Raw genomic sequence first — 23362 nt, forward strand, 5'->3', positions numbered from 1 at the left:
GCAAATATGCCGGGTTGATCAGTTTTTGTCAATTTCAAGCAGCCGCGCCAAAATGACATTGAATCAAGCCAGTGATTTGCATCCCGATGACACATTTCGGGAGATAAAAATACGGGTGCGCGGATTCTGGCATTCATGCCCCTGTGGGTCAAGAGCCTCTGCCGCCAGAGATAGGCTTCAAAACACGTATCTGGCCTGTATATCCCTGATGGTTTGTGAGAGTTCTTCGTATACGAGCTGGCGAAACCATATGTGTCCGGGATCTTTCCTATGGCGTTCGTGCCAGATAATTGAGTAAGTGAATGGCTTTTGTCTGAGGGGTAAAGGTAGGGTCTTCAAGTTGTAATGGGTGGCACAGCTGGTAGCCAGGCCATAAGGAATGGTAAGCACCAGGTCTGTTGTGGCCACTAAAGCCAGAGCGGCAACGAAGTGAGGAACCCGCAGAGCAATGCGTCTTTCGAGCCCCTGTTCTTCGAGGAGGTGGTCGACAGCTCCTTTTGCTTCTCCCCCCATTGTAATCAGAGTGTGCGCATGGCTGGCATAATTCTGAAGATAACTTTCGCTTATCTGTGACTGTTTGACCAAGGGGTGCGATTGGTTCACCACGCAAACAAACTGATCTTCCCCCACGCCTCGGCCGTGAATCATAGACGGCGCATCACTGACTGTACAAACAGCCAGATCAATATCCTGCTGATCCAGTATGTGGACAAAGCGTTCCTTCCAAGGCGTGATTTCCAGATTGACTCCCGGGGCTTCTTCTCTCAGGCGGCGAATAACTGAAGGCAGCAGAACCTGTGAACCGTAATCTGTTGTTGCCAAGCGGAAGCGTGTTGTGGCTTTGGCCGGAATAAACTCGTCGGGTTCTATTAACAGGCTCAGGTCTTGTAGTGAGCGCTGCAGTTGCAGGGCAATCTTTTCTGCACGTGGAGTGGGCGTTAGCCCTTTTGGGGTGCGAGTAAAAAGAGGGTCGTTAAATAATTCTCTCAAACGTGAAAGATTTCTGCTGATGGCCGGTTGGGATAGATTGAGTCGCCCGGCAGCCCTGGTGACATTGCGTTCTTCCAGAAGCATCTGGAGTACGGGCAGAAGGTTAAGATCTTTTGATGAAAGGCTGGAAATACTCATGCAATGATTTCTGGTTATACCGATTATGCATGTAATGCATTAGATGCATGATGATAACAGGAATAGAGTAGCCACGTCGCTTAGAACACGAACAGCCAAGGTGCTTCATGTATATTGAGAAAAATCAGAAAATTCACTTAACCCGTCGACCACAAGGCTTGCCTGTTTCTGAAGATTTTGAACTGGTCTCAGACTCAATCGCAGAGCTGAAAGATGGTGAGGTTCTGGTTAAAAATCTGTGGATGTCTGTTGATCCTTATATGCGTGGGCGTATGACAGACCGGAAAAGTTATATCGCTCCTTTTGCGATTGGCGAAGTGTTGGAGGGTGGCGCTGTCGGGGAGGTTGTTGAATCACGCAACCCAAGCTTTCCAGAGGGTACCAAGGTGTCCAGTATGCAGGGGTGGAGAGAGTTTTTTATTTCCAACGGAGAAGGGTTGCAGAGCCTTCCTGAAACCACCGCTCCAGTTCAGTCTTTTCTGGGTGTTCTGGGGATGCCTGGTATGACGGCTTATACCGGGTTGTTAAAAATCGCAGAGCTGAAAGAAGGTGATAAGGTGTTTGTTTCTGCGGCATCTGGGGCAGTGGGAGCTATTGTTTGCCAGATTGCCAAACTGAAAGGCTGTTATGTTGCAGGTAGTGTCGGCTCTGATGAAAAAGAATCCTATCTGAAGGATGAGCTCGGTGTTGATGCTGTCGTGAATTATAAGAAAACAAAAAACCTGAAAGCCGATATTGCCAAAGCCTGCCCAAATGGTATTGATGTTTATTTTGAGAATGTTGGCGGCGCTCACCTGGAAGCTGTACTTGATCTGATGAATGACTATGGCCGTATTGCTGTATGCGGGATGATTGACCAGTACAACGCAACGACTCCTGTCGCTGGGCCTTCTAACCTTTCTCAGTTGATTATCAAAAAACTAAAAATGCAGGGCTTTATTGTTTTTGATCACTGGGATGAATATCCCGCATTTGTACAAGAGATGAGCCAATGGCTGCAAGGTGGTCAGATTGTTGCCCGGGAAACAGTGTACGACGGTATAGCTCAGGCACCTGATGCATTTATTGGCCTGTTTACCGGGAAGAATACCGGCAAGATGTTAGTGAAACTGGCACTGTAACAATCTTCTGTTGAATCACGAGCACGAATAGTAATAAAGAAGGGTTATGTGCTGTGGATGTTTGTGTGTCACCCACGGCGCATCACTTCTTCGAGGGGATATCTATGAAAGTTTTATTTGTTCTTACATCTCATGATCAGCTGGGAAATACAGGCGAAAAAACGGGGTTTTGGATAGAAGAATTTGCCGCGCCCTATTACACCTTCAGTGATTCAGGTGCTCAGGTTGTGCTGGCTTCTCCTGCAGGTGGGCAGCCACCGATTGATCCCAAAAGTGCGCTGCCTGACTTTCAGACAGATTCAACCCGTCGTTTTGATAATGATGAAGAATTACAAGCCAAGCTTTCCACGACGATCAAGTTGGCAGAAGTATCAGCAGATGACTTTGATGCCATTTTCTACCCGGGAGGTCATGGGCCGCTTTGGGATCTTACAAATGACCAACACTCGATTTCATTGATTGAAGCATTCGCGACACAAGGTAAGCCTGTGTCGGCTGTATGTCATGCTCCGAGCGTGCTGTTGAATGCAAAGTCTGTCAGCGGTGAACCTTTTATTAATGGTCGAGCTGTTACCGGTTTTACGAATACTGAAGAAGCCGCTGTGGCTTTAACCGATGTGGTGCCTTTCTTATTAGAAGATGCCTTGGTAGAAAAAGGAGGGAAATACAGCAAAGGTGAAGATTGGGGGCCTTACTGTGTGAAAGATGATTTGTTGATTACAGGGCAAAACCCAGCGTCTTCACAAGCCGTTGCCGAAGCTGTTTTATCTCTTCTTAAGTAAAGCTGGAGCTGTTGAAAATGATGAAGGTTCACCATCTGAAAAAAAATCCCGGTCAACCCGTGTTACCTGGCTTCTTGAAGAGCTAGGGAAATCAATTAGGCAATATCCTTCGGGTGGTGCTGAAAGCCGCCATACGCTGCGTCAGGCTTGTTCAATGTAGAATAACTACGATTTTCACAAGCCTTCCTAACGCCTGGCGACTTTCAGCGCCACTGAGTCGTATGTTTAATTGAGAATGCCTCCATGTCCCCTGGTATCAACTCTTTTTTTCCAGCAACCAGACTTTGGCTTCATTGTCTTTTGCAAACCGATCTACCCAGCCCCCTCCAACCAGCTCAACTCTCTCCCCTGTTCTTGCACCCGTACCCCCCGTAATAACCTGAGTGCCATTGTGGTTGAAGTTGACGCTCATCAGAGGGCCACCATTTTCAAGGGTGACTTTTCTTACCCACTTTCCTCCATACAGCCCGTGTACGTGAGCCTTGTCATCGAAAGAGGCTGTGACAACATGGCAGCTGTCGGGGGAAAATCTGGCATCCTCAACGGTGTTGTCATGAGCTATGGTATGCTCAGTTTGCCACCGCCCGTTGGCGAGCTGTGTGACTCTGGCGGTTTTGTCGCAGGAAGCTGTGACAACACGTTTGTCGTCGGGGCTGAACTCAGCACTTTTCACATAGTTACCATGCTCTAGGCAATCTTCTAACAGCAGTTGATCATTTTCAAGCTGGTGGATTTTGACGAACCCTTTTTGGTCGGATGAAATAATGCGTTGTCCATCATGGCTGAATTTAATACTTGTGACGAAGTCAGCATGAAGAGTACCGGCGACCTTGTTCCACTGTCCGTTGCCAGCATTCTTGAAAAGGAGAGCAAGGGAACCATAAGAAGCCATGATGTAGTTCTCGTCAGGGCTGAAAACCGGGTTCGACACACTATGCGGATTATTCGATCCATCTATACCTTTGAGATTTATTGAGGCTTCTTCACTCCAGTGTTCATTATCGAGCTTATAAATTTTAAGGTGCGAATGACGAAGAAACGTTCCTACTGCTATACGCTCCCCACTGGAGCTAAAAGCAATAGTTTCTGCGCAGCCAAGAGTACCACCAGGGCGAAGAATTTCCTCAATTTCACATCCATTATCGGTGATTCTATGAACTGTTATCTCATTTGAGTGGTTTGAGGTTGCAACCCGGGTTTCCTGAGGGTTGAAACTGGCACAAAGAGCCCAATTGTACGTACTATAACCCTGGTTAGGCGCTTTAGGGACAGTGTAGAGTTTCGCCCATTGCCCTCCATGGAGTTTGCTAATACTGGTGGTACCATCCTGACTGGAAGTGGCCAAATAATTGCCATGAGGGCTGAAGGTCACTTTCCTGATCCGACCAGTGTGATTGACAGTATAGATAGGGGTCGCTGTCAGTTCTTTGCTTGAAAGTAATGTCTCTCTTTCTTTGGGAGTAATATCCCTACCAAAAGGTGATGCTGATGCATGCGTCCCAATCTCGTGCTGATAGGTGGAATATCCCGCTGTGCCCTCTGCTGCTGATATCATGATCTTGAACCTCCTTGTTATTCACGATGTTTACCTCACCAGGCTATTGACCGTGCTGATGGTATTTAGTTCCTGAGCTTAATTGGGGGCAGGTTCATTTTTATGAGTCCCCTAAAAGGTTAAAATCACCGGCTTTAGCTACGATGCTTCTTGCCGTATGTTTGGTGTAAGACGTAGGGCAGCTCGTAAAGTTACTGAAATATACGCCGGGAATTCTGCTCTGGTCAGTGATGCGGGTCTACAGATTCTTATGGTTGTATGCACGTCTGGTATCCTGAGGTCTTAGGCAGGTACACTTTATTGATTTGATCTTCTCATTGTCAGGAATTTATGACGTCTGAAAAGCAGGATACTGCTGAAAACAAGGCGGGCGGTGGCCTGTTGCGCTCATCACTTGTTGTGGGAGTGATGACCATGCTTTCCCGTGTTCTGGGCTTGGCTCGGGATGTGGTCATTGCGGTGTACTTCGGCTCTCAGGCTGAGGCCGATGCGTTTTTTGTTGCCTTTAAAATCCCTAACTTTCTTCGTCGCCTTTTTGCCGAGGGGGCGTTTTCTCAGGCGTTTGTTCCGGTTCTGTCTGAATACCGCACCAAGCGGCCGAAGGAGGCCGTTCAGGAGTTAGTAAACCGGGTAGCCGGGACACTGGGAGTAACTCTTACTCTTGTGACCGTTTTAGCTATGTTGGCGGCACCTTTGCTGATTTTGGTGTTTGCTCCTGGTTTTCATGCTGAAGCGGAAAAGCTTGCCCTTGCCGGGGATATGTTACGCATTACCTTTCCCTATCTTTTGCTGATTTCCCTGACTGCTTTTGCAGGTTCCATTCTTAACAGTTATGGGAAGTTTGCGGTTCCGGCTTTTACGCCGGTGCTATTGAACCTGAGTCTGATTGGTTCAACGATTCTGCTAACGCCTTATTTTGAACAACCTGTTATGGCTTTGGCCTGGGGAGTGGTGATCGCCGGTATTTCCCAACTGCTTTTGCAGGTGCCTTTCTTAAAGCAGATTCATCTGTTGCCCAAACCATTGTGGGGTTGGAAAGATGAGGGCGTTCGCCGCATTCTGAAACTTATGGCTCCGGCCATGTTTGGTGTGTCTGTAGCCCAGATTAACCTGCTGCTGGATACGGTGCTGGCGTCCTTCCTGCAAACCGGCAGTATTTCCTGGCTTTATTATTCCGACCGTTTGATGGAGTTGCCGCTAGGTATTTTTGGTATCGCCATTGCCACAGTGATTCTACCCAGTCTTTCCCGCCAGCATGCGGGAGATGATCCGAAGGCATTTTCTGCCACTCTGGATTGGGCGGTTCGCCTGGTTCTGCTGATTGGGATTCCTGCTGGTATCGCTCTGTTTCTGCTGGCAGAACCGTTAATTGCAACGTTGTTCTATCACGGACGAATGGAAGATCGAGATGTCATTATGGCGGCCATGAGTCTGCGGGCTTATTCTGCTGGCTTGCTGTTTTTTATGTTGATTAAGGTGCTGGCTCCCGGTTATTTCGCCCGTCAGGATACGAAAACGCCAGTGAAAATCGCCGTATATGCCATGGTTTCGAATATGGTGTTTAATCTGGCGTTGGTCTGGTCGCTTCAACACGCAGGTTTGGCTTTGGCAACATCACTGTCGGCCGCTATGAATGCAGGTATGCTTCTTTGGGGGTTGGTGCGCACCGGTGTGTTCAAAGTACATAGTGGTTGGGGTGTTTATGCATCTCGTTTGTTGTTGGCAAACGGTGCCATGGCCGGTGTGCTGATCTGGCTCGGACACTCCCCGGATGTATGGCTCGACTGGACGCTTTTGGAGCGTATTGAAAACCTTACTATTTTGGTTGTTGCTGGCCTTGGCGCTTATGGGCTGGCATTAATTGTATCGGGATTACGTCCAGGGCATTTGCGGCACTAATCGAGTGTTTTGTCGTCAATGGAGTGATGAGTCAATCTAGTCGTTGTCCAGAGTTATCAATGACGCTCAGCAATGAAAAAGAAAAGAGTATTCTCAGTGCTGCTTTGCAATTGTTCTGTGAGCACGGCTTTCATTCATCACCGACAAGTAAGATTGCAGCCCTTGCGGGGGTATCAAACGGCACCCTGTTGCATGATTACAAGAATAAAGACAGCCTGATTCTGGCACTGTATCTGGATATTAAAGAGCACTTCATCATATGTTGCTAGAGCAGTTTCGGGATGATTCCACTAAGCAGAAGATGCAGCATCTGTATGTTTCTACTGTATGTTTCTACGCTGGTCCGGGCCCAGTCGCACCATAATGACTTTGCATACCTTCAGCAGTTTATGTCGTCCCCTTACCGTCAGTTGATAAGTCCGAACATTCTTTCTCGCTGTTATGGAGGATGGTGAGCTGTGCATCACCAGATAAATGACTGAAATAACTAACTGGAAAGATAAAGGTCATGAAAAAGCGCGTTCTTTTCTTAATAGCTTTCCTTTGTCAGCTAATAAATATGCTGAAAATGCCATTTTGGGTGTATGGCAAAGTGAAGAAAGGAATGCCATTTTCGAGTTTGTTCAACTTGAAGATGGCCGTTATGGTTCTCGCCTTATTTTTGGAGCGCAAGTGATTGAGGAAGACGGTAAGACCTCCAGGGGGGATGTTCACAATCCCGATGAATCTCTGCGTGACCGAGACTTGCTGGGTATTGTGAACCTTACCGGACTGACATTTAAACAGCAGTCAGTGTGTTAAGGCCTGCAGTCGTTGTCCTGTAAACTTTTGACTGAAGAGGGTGAGGAGGTCAGCGCCAAGAGTAAGATAATCTGCTTTTAGGGCTGTTTTCTTCGAACACCACTGACTTTTGCTTGCTTTCCTTTATATAATCCCACGTTTGATTCTGCGGACTGATAGTGATCGATGGAGAGTCGATGCAGTTGATTCGAGGGCACGGCGCCATCACAGAAGAGCACCGTGGGTGTGTTGCCACCATTGGTAACTTTGATGGCGTTCATCTGGGCCATCAGGATATTCTTGCGCAGGTGCGCGAACTTGCCAGAAAGGAAGGCGTGCCAACCTGTGTTATGGTGTTTGAGCCTTTGCCCCGGGAGTATTTCTCCCGGATATCAGGTTCAGATGATAATCCACCTGCCCGCATACAGACTTTTCGCGACAAACTGGAAGCGCTGGAGCAAGCCGGTGTTGATCAAGTGTTGTGTTTGCCTTTCAATGAATCATTGCGCAGCCTGACTGCAGACGAATTTATTTGTCAGGTTCTGATTGAAGGGTTGGCTATACACCATCTTGTCGTTGGGGATGATTTCCGGTTTGGCTGTGACCGCAAAGGTAATTTTGAATCTTTGCAGGCTGCTGGTGAGCAGTATGGTTTTACCGTGGATCATACCCGTACGGTGGTTGTTAATGGTGATCGCGTCAGCAGTACTCGTATTCGACAGCTGTTGTCCGATGGAGATTTTGTCGAAGCAGAAGAGTTGCTGGGTAAACCATTTTCAATCTCTGGTCGTGTGAATCATGGGCAGAAGCTGGGCAGGCAGCTTGGCGTACCTACAGCTAATCTGCGCATCGGGCGGCGCCACTGTCCGGTGCAGGGGGTATATGCTGTTCGGGTGCACGGCCTCGAAAAAGTTTATTGTGGTGTGGCGAATATCGGTATGCGACCCACGGTAAATGGTAAGGTTGAACGATTGGAAGCTCACCTGCTGGATTATGATGGTGATCTTTATGGTCGCAGGATTTCCGTGGAGTTTGTTAACAAAATTCGCGGTGAACAAAAATTTGATCATCTTGATAAGTTGAAACAGGCTATTGAGAAGGATATTGCCCGAGCTCGGGTTATTCTGGCCGGGGTTTAAAAATTTTAGGTGCTGAAGGTTCTTGCGGGAACCCAAGATTCTGGCCGCAACCAAAGTGAAGCAGCAATTCGCTGATTGAGCGGCCTCGAGCTGAATAAACGGCCCTGAGCTGAATTTGTATTTTCTGGTAAACGACTGATGAGCGATTACAAGCCTACGCTAAACCTGCCGGAAACCGCGTTCCCTATGCGTGGTAATCTGGCGAAACGTGAACCTGACATGCTCAAACGCTGGCAGGAGATGGATCTCTACGGAAAAATTCGTGAAGCCCGTGCCGGTCGTGACAAGTTTATTCTTCATGATGGCCCCCCTTACGCCAACGGCGACATTCACATTGGTCATGCGGTTAACAAGATTCTGAAAGACATCATTGTTAAGTCAAAAACAATGAGTGGTTTTGATGCGCCTTATATCCCAGGTTGGGACTGTCATGGTCTGCCTATCGAGCATAAGGTAGAAACCAAAATTGGTAAGGCGGGTGATAAGGTTGATTATAAAACCTTCCGTCAGAAGTGCCGTGAATATGCGGCGACCCAGGTTGATGGCCAGCGTAAAGACTTTATCCGTCTGGGTATTCAGGGTGACTGGTTCAACCCTTACCTGACTATGAACTTCGAGACCGAAGCTGACATTATCCGTTCCCTTGGCAAGATTGCTGAAAATGGCCACTTGGTCAAAGGCTACAAGCCTGTTTACTGGAGTGTTGTTGGTGCCTCCGCTCTGGCTGAAGCAGAAGTGGAATACCAGGATAAAACTTCTTTCCAGATTGATGTGCGTTATGCCGCTGTTGATCAGGGCGCTGTACTGAATGCCTTTGATCGTGATGAAGATGGCGAAGGTGAAATCGCCGCGGTTATCTGGACGACGACTCCCTGGACCCTGCCTTCTTCTCAGGCAGTAACAGTTGGCGCTGACTTAGGTTATGCACTGGTTCAATGTGAGATCAACGGTGAACCTGCACGTCTGGTGCTGGGCGAAGAACTGTTGGAAGGCGCTATGCAGCGTTACGGTTGTGAGACTTATAAGATTCTCGGCCGCACTGTCGGTGCCAAGCTCGAAAACCTGATGGTTCATCATCCGTTCTATGGTAAAGAGTTGCCAATCATTTTGGGCGACCACGTAACTACCGACGCCGGCACTGGCTGTGTACATACTGCACCTGACCATGGTGTGGATGACTTTAATGTTGGTAAAAAGTACAACATTGGCACACTGAACTATCTGGATGATCACGGAATGTTCCGCACACAGGTAGAACTGTTTGCCGGCGAACATGTTTACAAGGTTGATCCCAAGGTTGTTGCTGTTCTGGAAGAGAAAGGCCGCCTGCTGGCGCAATCCAAGATGGAACACAGCTACCCTCACTGCTGGCGTACCAAAACTCCGCTGATTTTCCGTGCGACTCCTCAGTGGTTTGTCAGCATGACTAAAGAAGGTCTGTTGGATACCGCTATGGCTTCTCTGGAAGGTGTGAAATTCACTCCTGATTGGGGTCGCAATCGTATGGAGTCCATGCTGGGTCAGAGTCCTGACTGGTGTGTATCCCGTCAGCGTACCTGGGGTGTACCTATTACTCTGTTTATCCATAAGGATACGGAAGAGCTGCATCCGCAGACTGCTGAGCTGGTGGAAAAGGTTGCCCTGCTGGTAGAGAAAGAAGGAATGGATGCCTGGTTCGACCTGAATCCGGAAGACATTCTTTCCGCTGATGATGCTGCTAACTATGTGAAGGTAACGGATACTCTGGATGTATGGTTCGATTCCGGCGTAACCCATCACTCTGTGTGTGATCGTCGTGAAGAGTTGCAGACTCCCGCTGATCTGTATCTGGAAGGTTCCGACCAGCACCGTGGCTGGTTCCAGTCTTCTCTGAAGACCGGTATCGCCATGAATGGCGTACCTCCTTACAAGGCGCTGCTGACACACGGCTTCACTGTAGACCCTAAGGGTCGCAAGATGTCCAAGTCTCTGGGTAATGTTGTTCCTCCACAGAAGGTTGTGAATAGCCTCGGCGCTGATATTCTGCGTCTGTGGGTGTCTTCCACCGATTACACCACTGAGATGACTGTTTCTGACGACATCCTCAAGCGTGCAGCAGACAGTTATCGCCGTATTCGTAATACCGCTCGTTTCCTGTTGTCCAACCTGAATGGTTTCAACCCTGAAACTGATGCGGTGGACTGGAGCGAAATGCTGCCACTGGATCGCTGGGCTGTGGATCGTGCACTGAAGCTGCAGGAAGACATTCTGTCCAGCTATGATTCTTATAACTTCGTAAATGTGTACCAGAAGGTTCACCATTTCTGTGCGCTGGATCTGGGTAGCTTCTATCTGGACATCATTAAGGATCGCCAGTACACCACTCAGACTGACAGTCTGGCTCGTCGCAGCTGCCAAACAGCAATGTTCCATATCATGGAAGCATTCGTACGCTGGATTGCTCCTGTACTGAGCTATACCGCTGATGAGATCTGGCAAGTTATGCCGGCGGGTGAGCGAGGGGAAACTGTTCATACTCAGGAGTGGTACACCGGGCTTGTGGCTTTGGGTGAAACCGAACTGTCTCGTGAATACTGGGAGCAGGTTATGGTGGTGAAAACCGCTGTCAACAAAGCCATGGAAGATGCCCGTAATGGTGGTGCTATCGGCGGCAGCCTGCAGGCGGATGTCACTCTATATGTTTCAGATGAACTGAAAACACAGCTTGAAAAGCTGGGTGATGAGCTGCGCTTTGTTCTGATTACCTCTCGTGCCGATGTGGCTGCTCTGACCGATGCTCCTGAAGCTGCGGTTGAAACTGATGTAGCTGGATTGAAGGTTGTTGTTGGCAAATCTGAACATGAGAAGTGCGAGCGCTGCTGGCATCACCGGGAAGATGTTGGTTCTAATGAGAAGTACACCGACCTGTGCGGCCGTTGTATAACCAACGTGGAAGGTGAGGGCGAAACCCGCCACTTTGCATAATTAAAGATACTTTCTCTGGAAATAAAAATGCCAACATGTGAAAGCGTGTTGGCATTTTTTATGGGTATTAAACTTTCTACAAAGCCACAGCCAGTTTAAATAATGACACCTTTACGGAAGTGTGGCTTGTAACGGCTGCGGGCTTCCTTGAGGTAAACCTCATACTGCATTGCCATAAAGCGCTCAAATTCAGGCAGAATTTTGGGGAGATTGTCTGTCGATGGGTTTCTTGCGTGTTCATCAATCATGCGTGCGAACATCTCAGTAAATCCGATATAGCCCGGTGGTACTGACTCATCTATTTGACCGAGCATTTCATAGAACTCTTGATTTATACTCATACCGTCCTTGCCCAGGTTGGCAAGAAGTTCAGATATCGCTTGTTTGTGCTGGGTGGTGTATCGGATAAGAGGGTTGCCACCATCTTGTTTTGTTAACTTATCGAACTCTTCAGGCTTGGCAGACCATGCGGGGATTTTTTGCATGTGCCCACCCCTCCAGCCATTGTATTTGGCATATATGTAGGTGAGAGTGTTATTTCCTGGTTGTTCCCACCAGTTATGAACGCTGGCAATAGAAGCACTGGCTCCAAGATTTACACTGCCTATAGGACCTGTTGGAATGCTTAGGCTGTCTGGTGCAGAGAACCCTATACTGTCATTGGCCAGTATCCGGGTAAATTGCAGGCGCCAGCCTTTATGGCGTTTAACCAAATGGCACTCTATTCTCATTCCTGCTTCGATAGATAAACTGGACATCTGGGGGATTAGCTCGGAGAGTGCCGAAAGGGCGAATTCGGGTATGTCGCTATCTTCTGAACTATTCCGGCCTTTAGTTTTTTCTATAGCGGCTTGCAGGGTTTTCATAGCCAAGGCCGTCGTGGTTGAGCCTGAATTAATATTCAGGCCAAACGTGAAATAGTTACCATCATTGTCTGGGTTAACATGTTTACCAATGATTGAATGCTTAATATCTGCGGAAATCCCTACATTGGTTTTTGGTATGACCAGACTGAGCTTCATTGAGGCTGTCTTCTCCGTACTCTTGGCAACGGAAGCTGCAGTCAAGCTCTGGCGAACATGTTTATTGTCTTTCAGGCTGAGTTGGGGAGTGTCTAATGATGGTTCAATATTGTCCTGAAGGACTTTATTAAATACCGGGTCATCGCCCTCTGGTGTTTCTCCTGGAAGGAATGTGTCTTTGTAGAGCTGGTGCAAGTGGAAAAATGAGTAGATATGTGCGGCTATAAACTCCCCTCTGTCTTTAGCTCCATAGACTTTTTGCAAGCTGTGTTTGGCTGTATGAAAAGGCGTTTGCGAAGACTCTTCACCAACACGACCCTCCATGGCATTAACCGTGAAATAATACATATCCCGCTCAATAAACTGGTCGACCATGGCTTTCTTTAAGACTTCCCGAATAGCCAGTCTCTGCTCTTTGCAGGCTGTTTGTTCACGAAAGGATATCTCTGAATCAGGGTTCTGGTTCAGTTCCAGTTCTTTCTCTCTAAGATCTTTTAAGGTTTCCGCCTGTTCATCCATCCAGGTTGCAGCATCCTGACTGCTTTTGCGCAAACTGATAACACCATCCTCTTCTTTGAAATTGGAGAATAGAATTTGTTCCTGATCGGTAAGAGGATTGACTGCCCTATCTTCAGGTTCCTGAGTATCTGATGACGTGTCTGCATCTCCTGCAGGCTGTATTGGGTTGACAGATTCGCTTGAGATACCACTTCGTAGTTTCAAATCATAGTATCGAAGTTCCTCTATCGGTGAAGCCGGAACCATGAATGATATGTATTTCCTGTGTTTTTTGGGAGGAGCTGCTTTGTCTGGGTTATTGCGCAGCATATAAAGAAGATTTGTTTTTGTTTTAAAGTGTGTAGCTTTGTTCTGTATTGCTACCTCACTTTTAATAACGCCAGCCAGTGCTTTGACCTTAAGGCTTGTGGAAAAAGCGTGTTGTTTAAAGTTGGCGTAGTTTACACGTCTGTCCTGAGAAACTCTTATTTGGTCTCCAGGGTGAATAACGCCTAACTCCGCCAGCCTTTGTGAAAGAAGTTGGCCATCAGCTGTTACTTTTTGCTGTAGATTACGTGCTCTGCGTGAATCAATGCTGCCCTTGGTGTTTGCCGCTACATGGCTTAGTGTTCCCATAAGCATGGGAACCAAATCATTGCTGCGGAATTGGACAAAGTCTTCAAGGTTTTGGAATATTCGCCCACTAGAATGAGCTGTCCCTGCTTCGATTGCAGCTGAAATAACTTTGTCATCCCCCCCGGTCACTGAGAGGGAAGGTTTAACGATATGACACTCTATGATTTTCGTATCGTCGTTGCCAGTAACTTTGAAGGTATATTCGAGCTTTGCTCCTACCGAGATGCCACTTATTCCTGCAATGGAAGCTGCACCGCCAACATCAATAGATACTGTAAAGGTTTTTTCGCTGCCGCCTTTTTCAAGAAATCGTAATTGTCTATAGAACTCTTTCTCAAAACGCGCCTTGGTACGATTAAGGATTTGCGAGTCTATTTGGTCTCTCAAGAGGTTAAGAGTTTGGCTGTTGAGTCTTGAGTTTGTTAGCTTGGCAGCTTCTTCCAGAATTTTTCTCAGTTCAACCAACAAGGTATCGGAGAGGTCATCTTTTTCTTCGGGAAGATTGGCAACCTTGTTTTCCAGAATCTTTAAGCCTTCAACAGCTTTTTGGTCGTTAGTCATCAGTGTCTTTAAATGGCTGGTGACTTCTTTAAGATCCGCAACTGAGAGCTGTTCGTCTTTTAGCAGGACTCTGAGTTCAGGGTGATTATCTATGTGGCGTGCAACGTTGACAACCGGGTGTGTTGAACCAGGTTCATTCCTTCGAGACCGTTCCAGATCCTGCATTCTGAGCTGGTCAATTTTTTTCAGCGCTATGGGTAAATGCCTCTCCAGGTTTTCTGAAGATAACTCCTCTTTAAATTCTTCAGCCACTTGAAGGGATTCTTCGTGTTGTTCTCGGATACTTTCAAGAGTGTCCATAACTATAGGCACAGTGTGTTCGGGGGTAGAGAGGTTAATGTCCTCCCCCATGAACAAGTTGGCATACTCTATTAAAGGGCTATCCGGGAGGTGAGAGGCTCTGGCATTAAGGCGAGCCTTAATCTGCAGAAGCCCTTTGCCCATTTTGATTCTGTCATCATTGGAGAGTGGTTCACCTGTTTTAAAGCATTCCAGCACATAGCTGCCAAAGCCTGTACTAAGAAAGATCGCCAGAGCCCGTGGAGTGTACTCTTTCATCAGCGTACTGAATTCTTCGACACCTTCCTGGGTGGCGAGTGCTTCAGGGGTTTCATCAACCAAAGCTCTTAGCAGGGATTTAAGTTCCTTCTTTTTATCTGGGTGGAGACTGTTGCCATGGAGCAGGCTTTCCAGCAGATACTGGAGTTCATCATCATCTGTCGTTTCATCTGATAAATCATTGAGAATCAGGGCATGTTTTTTAGCGATTTCCAGAGTTTCGCTTTCACTCACGTTGTTGCCTTGTTCCATTAATGCAGTAAGGAAACTGGTGTTTTTTTGCATCTCCCGGAGTCTGGTCACAACCCTGCTGCTGATAGCCTGTTGCAGCTGCAGACGGAAAACCATGGGGTGTTTGGCAAAGTGGCTTTGCACTGGTGCTTCTGAATGAGACCAGCGGCGGCTGGGGCTTCTCTTAAGGGGCGGCTGCTCTCCTCTTTCAACCAGAGTACCACGACGTAAGGTTGAGGGGCGTGCAAACCGGCGAGGCGAGACAGAGCGATTTTGACCGTCCATGGCAATTGTGCTTTCCAGCAGGTTGTATTTATTTATTATGGATCAGGATTCTAAAATGGTTGGTGCTGTGGCGTGGGTGGTGGTTAAAATACAGGCCATTAAAATCTGGATTGGAAATCATGCATGGTTCGCAGTAAGCGGCTTTTTGCTACCTCTTTATTTGTAAGTCTGTTGATTATCGTCGCAGATCAGCTTCTTAAAGGCTGGTTTGATAATAATTTCTTTATGTATCAACAGGTTATTGTTGTCCCTGATTTCTTTAGTTTGACTCTGGCCTATAACAAGGGCGCAGCATTCAGCTTTTTAAGTACAGCTGGAGGCTGGCAGCGTTGGTTTTTTGTTGCTGTGGCTGTTGGCGTTAGCTCGGTTCTAACCTTCTGGCTTGCCAGGCTGGAAGAAAAGCAGAAGCTACAGGCTGTTGCTTTGACCCTTATTCTTGGCGGAGCTGTGGGAAACCTGATAGACCGAGCCTTTTTAGGCCATGTGGTCGATTTTATTCTGGTGCATTACAAACGGGAGTGGTTTTTTCCGGCTTTTAATTTGGCCGATATTGGTATTACCACTGGTGCCGGATTAATGATTCTCGATATGATTATTAATCCTGAAGTCAAAAAACAGCAGTAAACAGGATTTTGCAATAATGACGATAACAGCGGAGCAGGGCGTACAGACAATACAGGCGGGAAGCAAAGTGACCCTCCATTTTTCCCTGAAGCTGGAAAACAACGACGTAGTCGACAGTACCTTCGACCGGGAACCAGCCACTCTTGTGATTGGTGATGGCAATTTACCCGCAGGCTTCGAAAAGTGCCTTTATGGTCTGGATGCTGGCGCTAGTGAAATATTCAGGATTAAGCCTGAAAATGCCTTTGGGCAGCATAACCCCAGTAATCTTCAAACAATCGGACGTAGCCGTTTTTCTCCTGATATGGATTTAGAAGAAGGGTTGGTGATCTCTTTTGCTGATCAGGCTGGCAGTGAATTACCTGGTGTTGTTAAGGAGTTTGACGAGCAAACGGTGACCGTGGATTTTAATCACCCTTTGGCTGGTAAGGCCTTGATTTTTGATGTGGAAATTATCTCTATAGATTGATTTTCAGCCACTTATCCTCCCCTTCAGGCCGTTTATCGGCCTGAACCTCTCCTGTTCTGATGGTTTCAATGTCCCTGCCTAGGCTGTGAATAACGGCGAAGAAGGTACAGGGAGGTGCCCATGCCTGTTTTCAATGGGCTTGCCAAAAGAAACCAGAGTGGCCTTACTCTTCCAGAATTGCTTTGGGCCATGGCCTTATTTGGTGTCCTTATTGCTGCAGGTGTTCCCTCCATGGTTGGTATGACCAATCGCTTGGAGGCGGAATCTGCCTTCCGTAATTTTCGCGGTGCTGTCTCTTATGCGCGAGCAGAAGCCATTGTTCGCCGTGCTAATGTCGTTCTTTGCCCAAGACAAGCTAATACTGAAATGTGTCATGCCGGTGGCATCGGCTCTGATGATGAAGAGGAGCGGGTTTGGAAGCAGGGTTGGTTACTGTTTGTTGATCGTGGCAATTCCCCATCATCCATTGATGAGAGTGAAGGCGATCAGATTCTTAAAGTTTACGATGAAGTTGATGACACTCTGGATATCATCATCACCAACAGTGGTAGCGGCCAGCTGGACAATGTCCGTTTCACCTCGAAAGGAGGGAGTGCTCCTTCGACTCTTTCAGTATTGATCTGTCTGAAAGATGAGTACGACGATGTAGATTTTGCCGGGCTTACAGTTGTTCATCATGGGCGAGTACGTATGTCTGATCGGGATGAAGCTCAGGAGGACTGCAATGCGATTTAATTGCGTAAGGGCTGGTAAAGAGCGTGGCTTCAACCTAGTTGAAAACTTGGTGACGCTCTTTGTGCTGTCAGTTGGGTTGCTGGGTGTTGCAGGCATGCAGGCTGTTGCCATGAAAACACAGCAGACCAGTCATTACTACCATAAAGCCCTCTCTCTGGCTCAGGGGTTCTCAGATCGAGTAAGAGCCAATATGGAAGCGGCTAAGGCTGGTGCTTATGACCTGAAGAGTCCTGCTGAAGGAGTGAGCCTTTCTATGGACTCTGATTGTACTGCGAATGGTTGTACGCCAATTGAAATGGCTGGGCATGACATCACCGAATGGCGAGATACTGTTGAGAGAGTGCTTCCTAAAGGGAATGCCTATGTTTGCCAAGACAGTACTCCCAGCCAGGATCCGGAAGATTATTACGGCGATCCATTTACTGTGATTCCCAATTCTTGCGATGGCCAGGGGGATACTTACGTCATTCACATTGTTTGGGATATGGATCCAAAACGTGATGGGGTAGTGGTTCTGACATCAAATCCTGAAAAGTCTGATGGCCATTTCATTATGGTTTTCGAGCCGTAGGTAAAGGGACAAGGAGCGTGTTATGAAAGGATTTCAGCGCGGTTCTCTTATGGTTGAGGTGATGGTTTCCAGCTTGATTGGAACCCTGCTTCTCTATGGTGCCCTCTCCATTATGCTCAATAGCCGGATCAGTTTTAAGGCCAGAGAAGGGTTGTCTCGTATTGAGGAACGTGGTCGGCTGGCAGTGGAAATTGTGGCTGATGATATTCGATTAGCTGGCTATAAAGGTTGTGTATCAAGTGGCGGGCAGGACATTATCAGAGCCGTAGACATTTCCTCGGACTGGGTTCAGCCGGAGCTTGGTGTCAGAGGGTGGGCCTTCAGTAATACTGAGTATGGTGATGATCTGGATGTTCACTCCCTCCAGCAGTCTGCCTTTACAACCGGCAACTGGCAGCCTAATGACCCCGGGAGTAAAGGTACGGGTATTGATATGCTCCAGAGAAGTGATGTGCTGGAGCTTTGGGTGGCTCAGCCTTTTGTTATGGATATTTCCGGGGCAACAATAACTGATTCCCTGAAACAGCTTACCGCGGTTCCTTCAACTATGGATGGTTTTCCTGATAGTAGCGAAGCGGATCCAGAGAGGTTGCTGTTGGTCAGTGACTGTTCCAGAAATATTCTGGTAAAGGCTGATTCCTTTGGTTCTACTGGTTTGGTTACTCTTGATTCTATAAAGACCAATAGTCATTCCTCACAACTAACATCCATGAGTCAACCTCAAGCCGTGATGATCCAGGGAATTATGTATTACCTCTCGATTCCCTCGGATCGTGATCGACCCTCTCTTTATAAGAAAGAAGTCAACGCAGATGGCACATACAGAAATGCCATAGAAGTATTGCCCGGAGTTTTGAATCTTCAGTTCCAGTTTGGTGAAAACACAGATACAGAGCTTTCGGCGGATCGTTATGTTGATGCCAATGAGGTCAGTGACTGGTCGAATGTGATCAGTGTGCGTATTTATATGCTGGTGGAAACTGAGATTGAGGACGCTGTTCCCGATGGCATGGAGTTCTTCTTCTTTGGACGAACCTATTCCCCTGCGAACTCTCAGGATAAAAGGATTCGCAGGGAGTATACGACAACCGTAACACTCAGAAACCGGTCACTAGGATTGATTGTGACAGGCGATGCTGATGAATCAGCTCCGTGAGGGTAGCGCGATGAAAGGATATCAGAGCCCATCTCACCAAAAAGGCGCAGCTCTGGTTGTTGCCATGGTCTTGCTGACGCTGTTAACCCTGATGGGTACAGACAGTATGAGAACCTCAATGCTGGATATGCACTTGAGCAAGGGTTTCCAGGATCAGAATCATGCGTTCCAGGCAGCAGAAACAGGCTTGAGGCTGGCGGAAGAAGTTTTGCAAAGTGCACAAAGTGGTAACGAAGCAGAAACACTGTTAGCCAGCGCAAATATCCATCTGGAAACCAGCACAATTGATTACCACGACAGTATCTATTGGAATTCAAAGGATTTTTACGACAATGACTACCTTGTGAAAATTGTTGTGAAACGGTGGCGATTCATTGCTGACAGCCTTTCTGTTGGTTCTGAAAATCCAACAGGTATTCAATATTACCGTGTGACTGCCCGTGGAACTGATGCGGGCTACGCAAAGTATTTAGATGACGGGAATGGCGAGAACTATAGAAAGAGTCGTTCCATTGTTGTTTTGCAAAGCATCTATGCCGTTCGGCATGACTAATATAAGAATGCGACAGGGAGGATAAGGATATGCGACTGTCGACGCTTGCGGTTTTTTCATTACTGCTGGTGGGAACCAGGACACCAGCTTTGAATCTCTCTGAAACACCTCTGTTTCTTGCAACAGGCTCACTGCCTAATGTCTCTTTGATGCTGGATGATTCTGGTTCAATGGACTGGGAGATTTTGAGTAACAACCATTATCGGTATTGCTCATTTCTTCCGGCCATTGTACCTACCTTGAACGTATCTGATCCGCCAATTGATACATCTAGTGATAACGATGACAAGGTCTGTTTTTATGAGCATGAAAACTATGGAGGGGCAAAAAGGTGCTATAAGCAGTCAGGAGGAATTCCGGCAAGTATAAATGATACATGGTCTTCTATCAGGGTTCGCTCGGGATATGGTGTGCGCGTATTTGAGCACTTCGCTAAAGGCGGTATTACGACAGATATAGCTTCTGACAGAGTGAGAATGCCAACGGGGTTTGATGACCTTGTATCAACCTTTGAAGTTTATACAACCAACCCCCCAAGCCCTGACAGCAGTTGCGTGAACAATGAATTTGATAGTGGTGGTCGTTTTTATCCTCATAATGGGATTTCCGCCTTTTACATGTTTGGCAGCTATTCCAACTACAACACCACAGATGTTAATTTTTTTGATGAAGAATATGGGGACTGGCGCATTTTTGCCAGTGCTTTGAATGTTCTCTACTTTGACCCAGCCGAGAACTATGCACCATGGGATGGCTATCCCGATGCCTCCTTTACTTCCGGGCGCATGCACCCCCATCCTTCAAATGGAAGTTATGCCACCACCCGCGATTTAACGGGTTCCTTCTATGCGGTTGCTAATAACTCGGCTGGCTTCACTGGGAGCAAGCCTGTTCAAGGGGATGCGAATTACTCATCAACACCCAATGAATTTATTGATGCCTGGGATAATCACATCCTTTACCAGATCAATGGTTCATCAATTTCCCGGTGGAGCGTGACGTTCACTCTTGAAAATGATTCGCTGGGTGAAAATGTTGTACGACGCTCGGTTCGCCTTTCTGATATAACCAATGCATCGGAAGTCAGTGCTATTAAGCAGAACTATGCTAACTGGTATCAGTATTACCGTAAGCGGTTATTCTCGGCGGCTTCTTCTGTAAGTTCCTTGATTTCGACGACACCGAACTATCGTTATTCTCTGGGTTATATCAACCGTTCAAGCATGGTGTTTAATGCACCGGCTAATAATGATGATCTGGATACTCACAATACAAACCTTCTGGATGAGATGTTTTCCTCCTATCAGGGCAGCGGTGGTACACCATTGAGGGCGGGACTTGACCGTGTGGGGAATTACTATAAAACCACAGGTGCAAGCGCTCCCATTACTGAACACTGTCAGCAGAATTTCTCAATACTGTTTACCGACGGATATTGGGGAGGTTATTTTTCAAACGGAGCAATCGGTAACTCCGATGGTGATCCGTATTCAGACACTGTCGCAGATATTGCTCATTACTATTATAAGGAAGATCTTCGCCCGGATTTGGAAGATAGCGTACCTACTTCACCGACTAATAGCGCCGAACATCAGCATATGTCAACTTTCACTGTAGCCTTTGGAGTGGAAGGTGATCTGACAGATGGAGACAGAGATGGTTGGCCTGACCAAGGCGGCGTAAACCTCACGGAGAGCTCTGATTGGGGAAATCCTCATAACTGGAGTGGCGGTGAGAAGATTGATGATATGTGGCATGCGGCCTTTAACAGTAAAGGCCTCTATACCTCTGCCAAAACCCCTGCCCAGGTTGTGGAAGGTTTGTCTTCCGCGTTGGCTGAGGTTGCTCAACGCATGGGGTCTGCTGCCTCTATAGCCACAAGCTCCGGCAGCTTGAGAAGCAGTAGTAGTGTTTATCAAGCCCGTTTTAACAGTGGGGTGTGGAATGGTGACCTTTGGGCTTTGCCATTGGAAGCTGATGGAGCCGTGAGCACTACGCCTAGTTGGCAGGCTGGTTCTTTGCTGGATGCGCGAAGCTATAACAACCGAGTGATTCTAACCTCAGATAAAAACAGCTCGAACACATTAGTTGGTGTCCCCTTTCGTCACAGTGGCTCCACGCTGTTGTCCGATGATTATATCGGGCGGCTGAGTGCAGGGATGACGTCTCTGGGTATCAATGGCTCTGTGGATGATTATGCTGATGCTCTGACTGACTTTATACGGGGGGACACATCTAACTCCGGTGGTGCGCCACAGGTGACATGGACAAAATGTGCTGATGAAGGCAGTGTCTGCAGTGTGTCTGGCACCCAGACGGTACGCTACGGGGTCAATAATCGGTGGGTCACTCTGCTAATGGACACATCAGTGCTGTGTGCCAACAGTGTCTTTGGTGATCCCGCGCCGTCTGTTGCAAAAGCCTGCTATTTAGGCACAACAACCAACTATGGATTTCGGGATAAAGCCTCCAAGCTTGGAGATATTGTTCATTCCGACCCTGTGTATGTAGGTGCCCCAAGTGCCTTGTTAAATGACTCTGGCTATCAGAGTTTTAAAAACAATTATGCAACCCGTACTCCTATGGTTTATGTGGGCGCTAACGATGGCATGCTCCATGGGTTTCATGCTGAAACGGGGCAGGAGGTTTTGGGGTTTGTACCTCACACACTGGTGAGTAAACTCCATCACTTGGCCGACCCGAACTACAACCACAAATATTATGTGAATGGCTCCATCACCGTTGGAGATGTGTGTGCCGGCACACCAAGCTGTAACTGGAAGAGCTTGCTGGTGAGCGGCCTGCGCTCCGGTGGTAAAGGTATTTTTGCTCTGAATGTGACTGATCCCAGCCTGTTTTCAGAAACGCAGGCATCTAACATTTTCCAGTGGGAATTTAATTCAGAAAATGATGCGGATATGGGCTTCAGTTTTTCTCGTCCTCTCATAGTAAAACTGCCTACCGGGAGATGGGGGGTAATTACAGCGAATGGATATGACAGCACCAATGGAAAAGCCGTGCTGTTTATCCTGGATGCACAAACCGGTGAGCCTATTGCTGGTGGCGGAAAAATTGATACAGGTGCCAACGGTTCAAATGGCCTTTCCAGCCCAACAGCTGTAGATACCGATCAGGATGGTGATGTGGACTTTGTTTATGCGGGAGACTTGAAGGGTAACTTATGGAAGTTTGATTTACGTTCTTCAAACGCTGCGAACTGGGGTGTTGCTTATAGTTCAAGCGGTAATCCTTTACCCCTGTTTACTGCAGGTGCCGGTAAGCAAATAACGACTGCACCGGAAGTCGGGCATCATCCCACAGAAACCGGATTCATTATTTATTTCGGTTCTGGTCAATATATGGAAGTTGATGATAACCAGGTTCTTGGGGAACCAACCCAAGGCTTTTTTGGAATATGGGATGATAATCGAGAAGATAATAACTTCTCCTCTTCTATCACAATGTCAGACTTGTTGGTTCAAACTATTCTGGCAGAACAAGAGTTTTATCCCAGCGATACCAATGGAGATGGTGTTAATAACAGCAATGATGATGGAGTAAGGTTCCGGGCGACCTCCAATAATGAAATTTGTTGGAGTGATTGTGATTCTGGCCCAACCCACAGAGGATGGGTATTGAATCTGGAGCTTGCCGGTAATAATCGTGGTGAACGGCAAGTTACCAACTCTGTTCTGCGAAATGGTCGTGTTGTATTTACAACATTGTTGCCATCTGGTGATGCATGCGAACGAGGTGGCACAAGCTGGCTAATGGAACTTAGTGCCACCGATGGAAGTTACCTATTCGAACCACCATTTGATATTAACCAGGATGCTGAGTTCGATAGTGATGACTTGAATTATGCCAATTGGACCGCGGAAACACTGGTGAACTTTTGTCCGGATAGTGATTGTCAGTCTCCTTCTGGAATTCATAACGACGGAATCGTTCAGACTCCCGCCATTATCTCTTGTGGCAGAGGAATGGAATGTAAATATCTGAGTGGCTCTGATGGTTCTATTGAGAAGGTTGATGAAAACCCTGGTGGCAATAGCCTCGGACGGCAGTCATGGAGAGAGCTGAGAGGAGATTAAA

17 protein-coding genes are annotated in these 23362 nt (G+C 47.4%); 14 read left to right on the forward strand and 3 right to left on the reverse strand.

The annotated features are described in order from the left end of the window. Positions 1–177 precede the first annotated feature (177 nt). The gene (locus QMA35_RS07920) at positions 178–1128 is read right to left on the reverse strand and encodes a LysR family transcriptional regulator (protein WP_281646605.1); all 951 of its coding nucleotides are present in this window, start codon (positions 1126–1128) and stop codon (positions 178–180) included. A 107-nt stretch (positions 1129–1235) separates the two neighbouring features. On the opposite strand from QMA35_RS07920, the gene QMA35_RS07925 reads away from it, so the two are divergent. Continuing rightward, positions 1236–2249 carry an NADP-dependent oxidoreductase gene (locus QMA35_RS07925; RefSeq protein WP_281646606.1) on the forward strand — a complete coding sequence of 338 codons (1014 nt, stop codon included), beginning with the start codon at positions 1236–1238 and terminating at the stop codon, positions 2247–2249. Positions 2250–2353: 104 nt separating this feature from the next. After that, complete coding sequence (locus QMA35_RS07930; RefSeq protein WP_281646607.1) at positions 2354–3031, forward strand: type 1 glutamine amidotransferase domain-containing protein; 678 nt, start codon at positions 2354–2356, stop codon at positions 3029–3031. Between the two features lie 256 nt (positions 3032–3287). Here QMA35_RS07930 and QMA35_RS07935 read toward each other — a convergent pair whose 3' ends face one another. Further along, positions 3288–4586: a WD40 repeat domain-containing protein gene (locus tag QMA35_RS07935; RefSeq protein ID WP_281646608.1), complete on the reverse strand. Its 1299-nt coding sequence runs from the start codon at positions 4584–4586 to the stop codon at positions 3288–3290. A 330-nt stretch (positions 4587–4916) separates the two neighbouring features. Between QMA35_RS07935 and murJ the strand changes: the two genes are divergently transcribed. The 5 genes from murJ (at position 4917) to ileS (ending at position 11368) form a co-directional block, all read left to right on the forward strand. Next, positions 4917–6485: a murein biosynthesis integral membrane protein MurJ gene (gene murJ, locus QMA35_RS07940; protein ID WP_281646609.1), complete on the forward strand. Its 1569-nt coding sequence runs from the start codon at positions 4917–4919 to the stop codon at positions 6483–6485. 59 nt (positions 6486–6544) lie between these two features. Next, a complete protein-coding gene (locus QMA35_RS07945) occupies positions 6545–6754 on the forward strand; it encodes a TetR/AcrR family transcriptional regulator (protein ID WP_281646610.1) in 210 nt (69 codons plus the stop codon). A gap of 205 nt (positions 6755–6959) precedes the next feature. Continuing rightward, on the forward strand, positions 6960–7286 hold the full coding sequence (locus QMA35_RS07950) for a DUF2147 domain-containing protein (RefSeq protein WP_281646611.1): 327 nt from the start codon (positions 6960–6962) through the stop codon (positions 7284–7286). A 176-nt stretch (positions 7287–7462) separates the two neighbouring features. Beyond that, positions 7463–8404, forward strand: a complete 942-nt coding sequence (ribF, locus tag QMA35_RS07955; RefSeq protein ID WP_281646612.1) for a bifunctional riboflavin kinase/FAD synthetase — start codon at positions 7463–7465, stop codon at positions 8402–8404. 138 nt (positions 8405–8542) lie between these two features. Then, entirely contained in the window at positions 8543–11368 is a 2826-nt protein-coding gene (gene ileS / locus QMA35_RS07960) for an isoleucine--tRNA ligase (RefSeq protein WP_281646613.1), read from the forward strand. Positions 11369–11463: 95 nt separating this feature from the next. Here the strand turns inward: ileS and QMA35_RS07965 are convergent, their stop codons facing one another. After that, entirely contained in the window at positions 11464–15159 is a 3696-nt protein-coding gene (locus tag QMA35_RS07965; RefSeq protein ID WP_281646614.1) for a hypothetical protein, read from the reverse strand. 123 nt (positions 15160–15282) lie between these two features. On the opposite strand from QMA35_RS07965, the gene lspA reads away from it, so the two are divergent. The 7 genes from lspA (at position 15283) to QMA35_RS08000 (ending at position 23361) form a co-directional block, all read left to right on the forward strand. Then, positions 15283–15783 (forward strand): signal peptidase II, encoded by a 501-nt coding sequence (gene lspA / locus QMA35_RS07970; protein ID WP_281646615.1) that lies wholly within the window; start codon positions 15283–15285, stop codon positions 15781–15783. Positions 15784–15799: 16 nt separating this feature from the next. After that, the gene (locus tag QMA35_RS07975; protein WP_281646616.1) at positions 15800–16252 is read left to right on the forward strand and encodes a peptidylprolyl isomerase; all 453 of its coding nucleotides are present in this window, start codon (positions 15800–15802) and stop codon (positions 16250–16252) included. A gap of 120 nt (positions 16253–16372) precedes the next feature. Continuing rightward, a complete protein-coding gene (locus QMA35_RS07980; RefSeq protein ID WP_281646617.1) occupies positions 16373–16987 on the forward strand; it encodes a GspH/FimT family pseudopilin in 615 nt (204 codons plus the stop codon). After that, positions 16977–17558, forward strand: coding sequence for a type IV pilus modification protein PilV (pilV, locus tag QMA35_RS07985; protein ID WP_281646618.1), 582 nt, complete (start codon positions 16977–16979; stop codon positions 17556–17558). Before QMA35_RS07980 ends, pilV begins: the two co-directional genes overlap by 11 nt. Positions 17559–17580: 22 nt before the next feature. After that, positions 17581–18714, forward strand: coding sequence for a PilW family protein (locus QMA35_RS07990; protein WP_281646619.1), 1134 nt, complete (start codon positions 17581–17583; stop codon positions 18712–18714). Beyond that, complete coding sequence (locus QMA35_RS07995) at positions 18698–19267, forward strand: PilX N-terminal domain-containing pilus assembly protein (RefSeq protein ID WP_281646620.1); 570 nt, start codon at positions 18698–18700, stop codon at positions 19265–19267. The genes QMA35_RS07990 and QMA35_RS07995 overlap by 17 nt, the downstream gene beginning before the upstream one ends. Positions 19268–19296: 29 nt before the next feature. Then, entirely contained in the window at positions 19297–23361 is a 4065-nt protein-coding gene (locus QMA35_RS08000) for a PilC/PilY family type IV pilus protein (RefSeq protein ID WP_281646621.1), read from the forward strand. The last annotated feature ends 1 nt before the right edge of the window (position 23362 follow it).

It is taken from the genome of Parendozoicomonas sp. Alg238-R29, assembly GCF_947331445.1.
Classification (GTDB): Bacteria; Pseudomonadota; Gammaproteobacteria; order Pseudomonadales; family Endozoicomonadaceae; genus Sansalvadorimonas.

Bases quoted from the DNA above. Each gene is read 5' to 3' on its own strand.
- QMA35_RS07935 (WP_281646608.1), bottom strand. From the start codon at position 4,586: ATGATATCAGCAGCAGAGGGCACAGCGGGATATTCCACCTATCAGCAC.
- QMA35_RS07945 (WP_281646610.1), top strand. From the start codon at position 6,545: ATGACGCTCAGCAATGAAAAAGAAAAGAGTATTCTCAGTGCTGCTTTG.
- QMA35_RS07980 (WP_281646617.1), top strand. From the start codon at position 16,373: ATGCCTGTTTTCAATGGGCTTGCCAAAAGAAACCAGAGTGGCCTTACT.
- QMA35_RS07965 (WP_281646614.1), bottom strand. From the start codon at position 15,159: ATGGACGGTCAAAATCGCTCTGTCTCGCCTCGCCGGTTTGCACGCCCC.
- ileS (WP_281646613.1), top strand. From the start codon at position 8,543: ATGAGCGATTACAAGCCTACGCTAAACCTGCCGGAAACCGCGTTCCCT.
- QMA35_RS07995 (WP_281646620.1), top strand. From the start codon at position 18,698: ATGAATCAGCTCCGTGAGGGTAGCGCGATGAAAGGATATCAGAGCCCA.
- pilV (WP_281646618.1), top strand. From the start codon at position 16,977: ATGCGATTTAATTGCGTAAGGGCTGGTAAAGAGCGTGGCTTCAACCTA.
- QMA35_RS07990 (WP_281646619.1), top strand. From the start codon at position 17,581: ATGAAAGGATTTCAGCGCGGTTCTCTTATGGTTGAGGTGATGGTTTCC.
- QMA35_RS07950 (WP_281646611.1), top strand. From the start codon at position 6,960: ATGACTGAAATAACTAACTGGAAAGATAAAGGTCATGAAAAAGCGCGT.
- QMA35_RS07930 (WP_281646607.1), top strand. From the start codon at position 2,354: ATGAAAGTTTTATTTGTTCTTACATCTCATGATCAGCTGGGAAATACA.
- murJ (WP_281646609.1), top strand. From the start codon at position 4,917: ATGACGTCTGAAAAGCAGGATACTGCTGAAAACAAGGCGGGCGGTGGC.
- QMA35_RS07975 (WP_281646616.1), top strand. From the start codon at position 15,800: ATGACGATAACAGCGGAGCAGGGCGTACAGACAATACAGGCGGGAAGC.
- QMA35_RS07925 (WP_281646606.1), top strand. From the start codon at position 1,236: ATGTATATTGAGAAAAATCAGAAAATTCACTTAACCCGTCGACCACAA.
- QMA35_RS08000 (WP_281646621.1), top strand. From the start codon at position 19,297: ATGCGACTGTCGACGCTTGCGGTTTTTTCATTACTGCTGGTGGGAACC.
- lspA (WP_281646615.1), top strand. From the start codon at position 15,283: ATGGTTCGCAGTAAGCGGCTTTTTGCTACCTCTTTATTTGTAAGTCTG.
- ribF (WP_281646612.1), top strand. From the start codon at position 7,463: ATGCAGTTGATTCGAGGGCACGGCGCCATCACAGAAGAGCACCGTGGG.
- QMA35_RS07920 (WP_281646605.1), bottom strand. From the start codon at position 1,128: ATGAGTATTTCCAGCCTTTCATCAAAAGATCTTAACCTTCTGCCCGTA.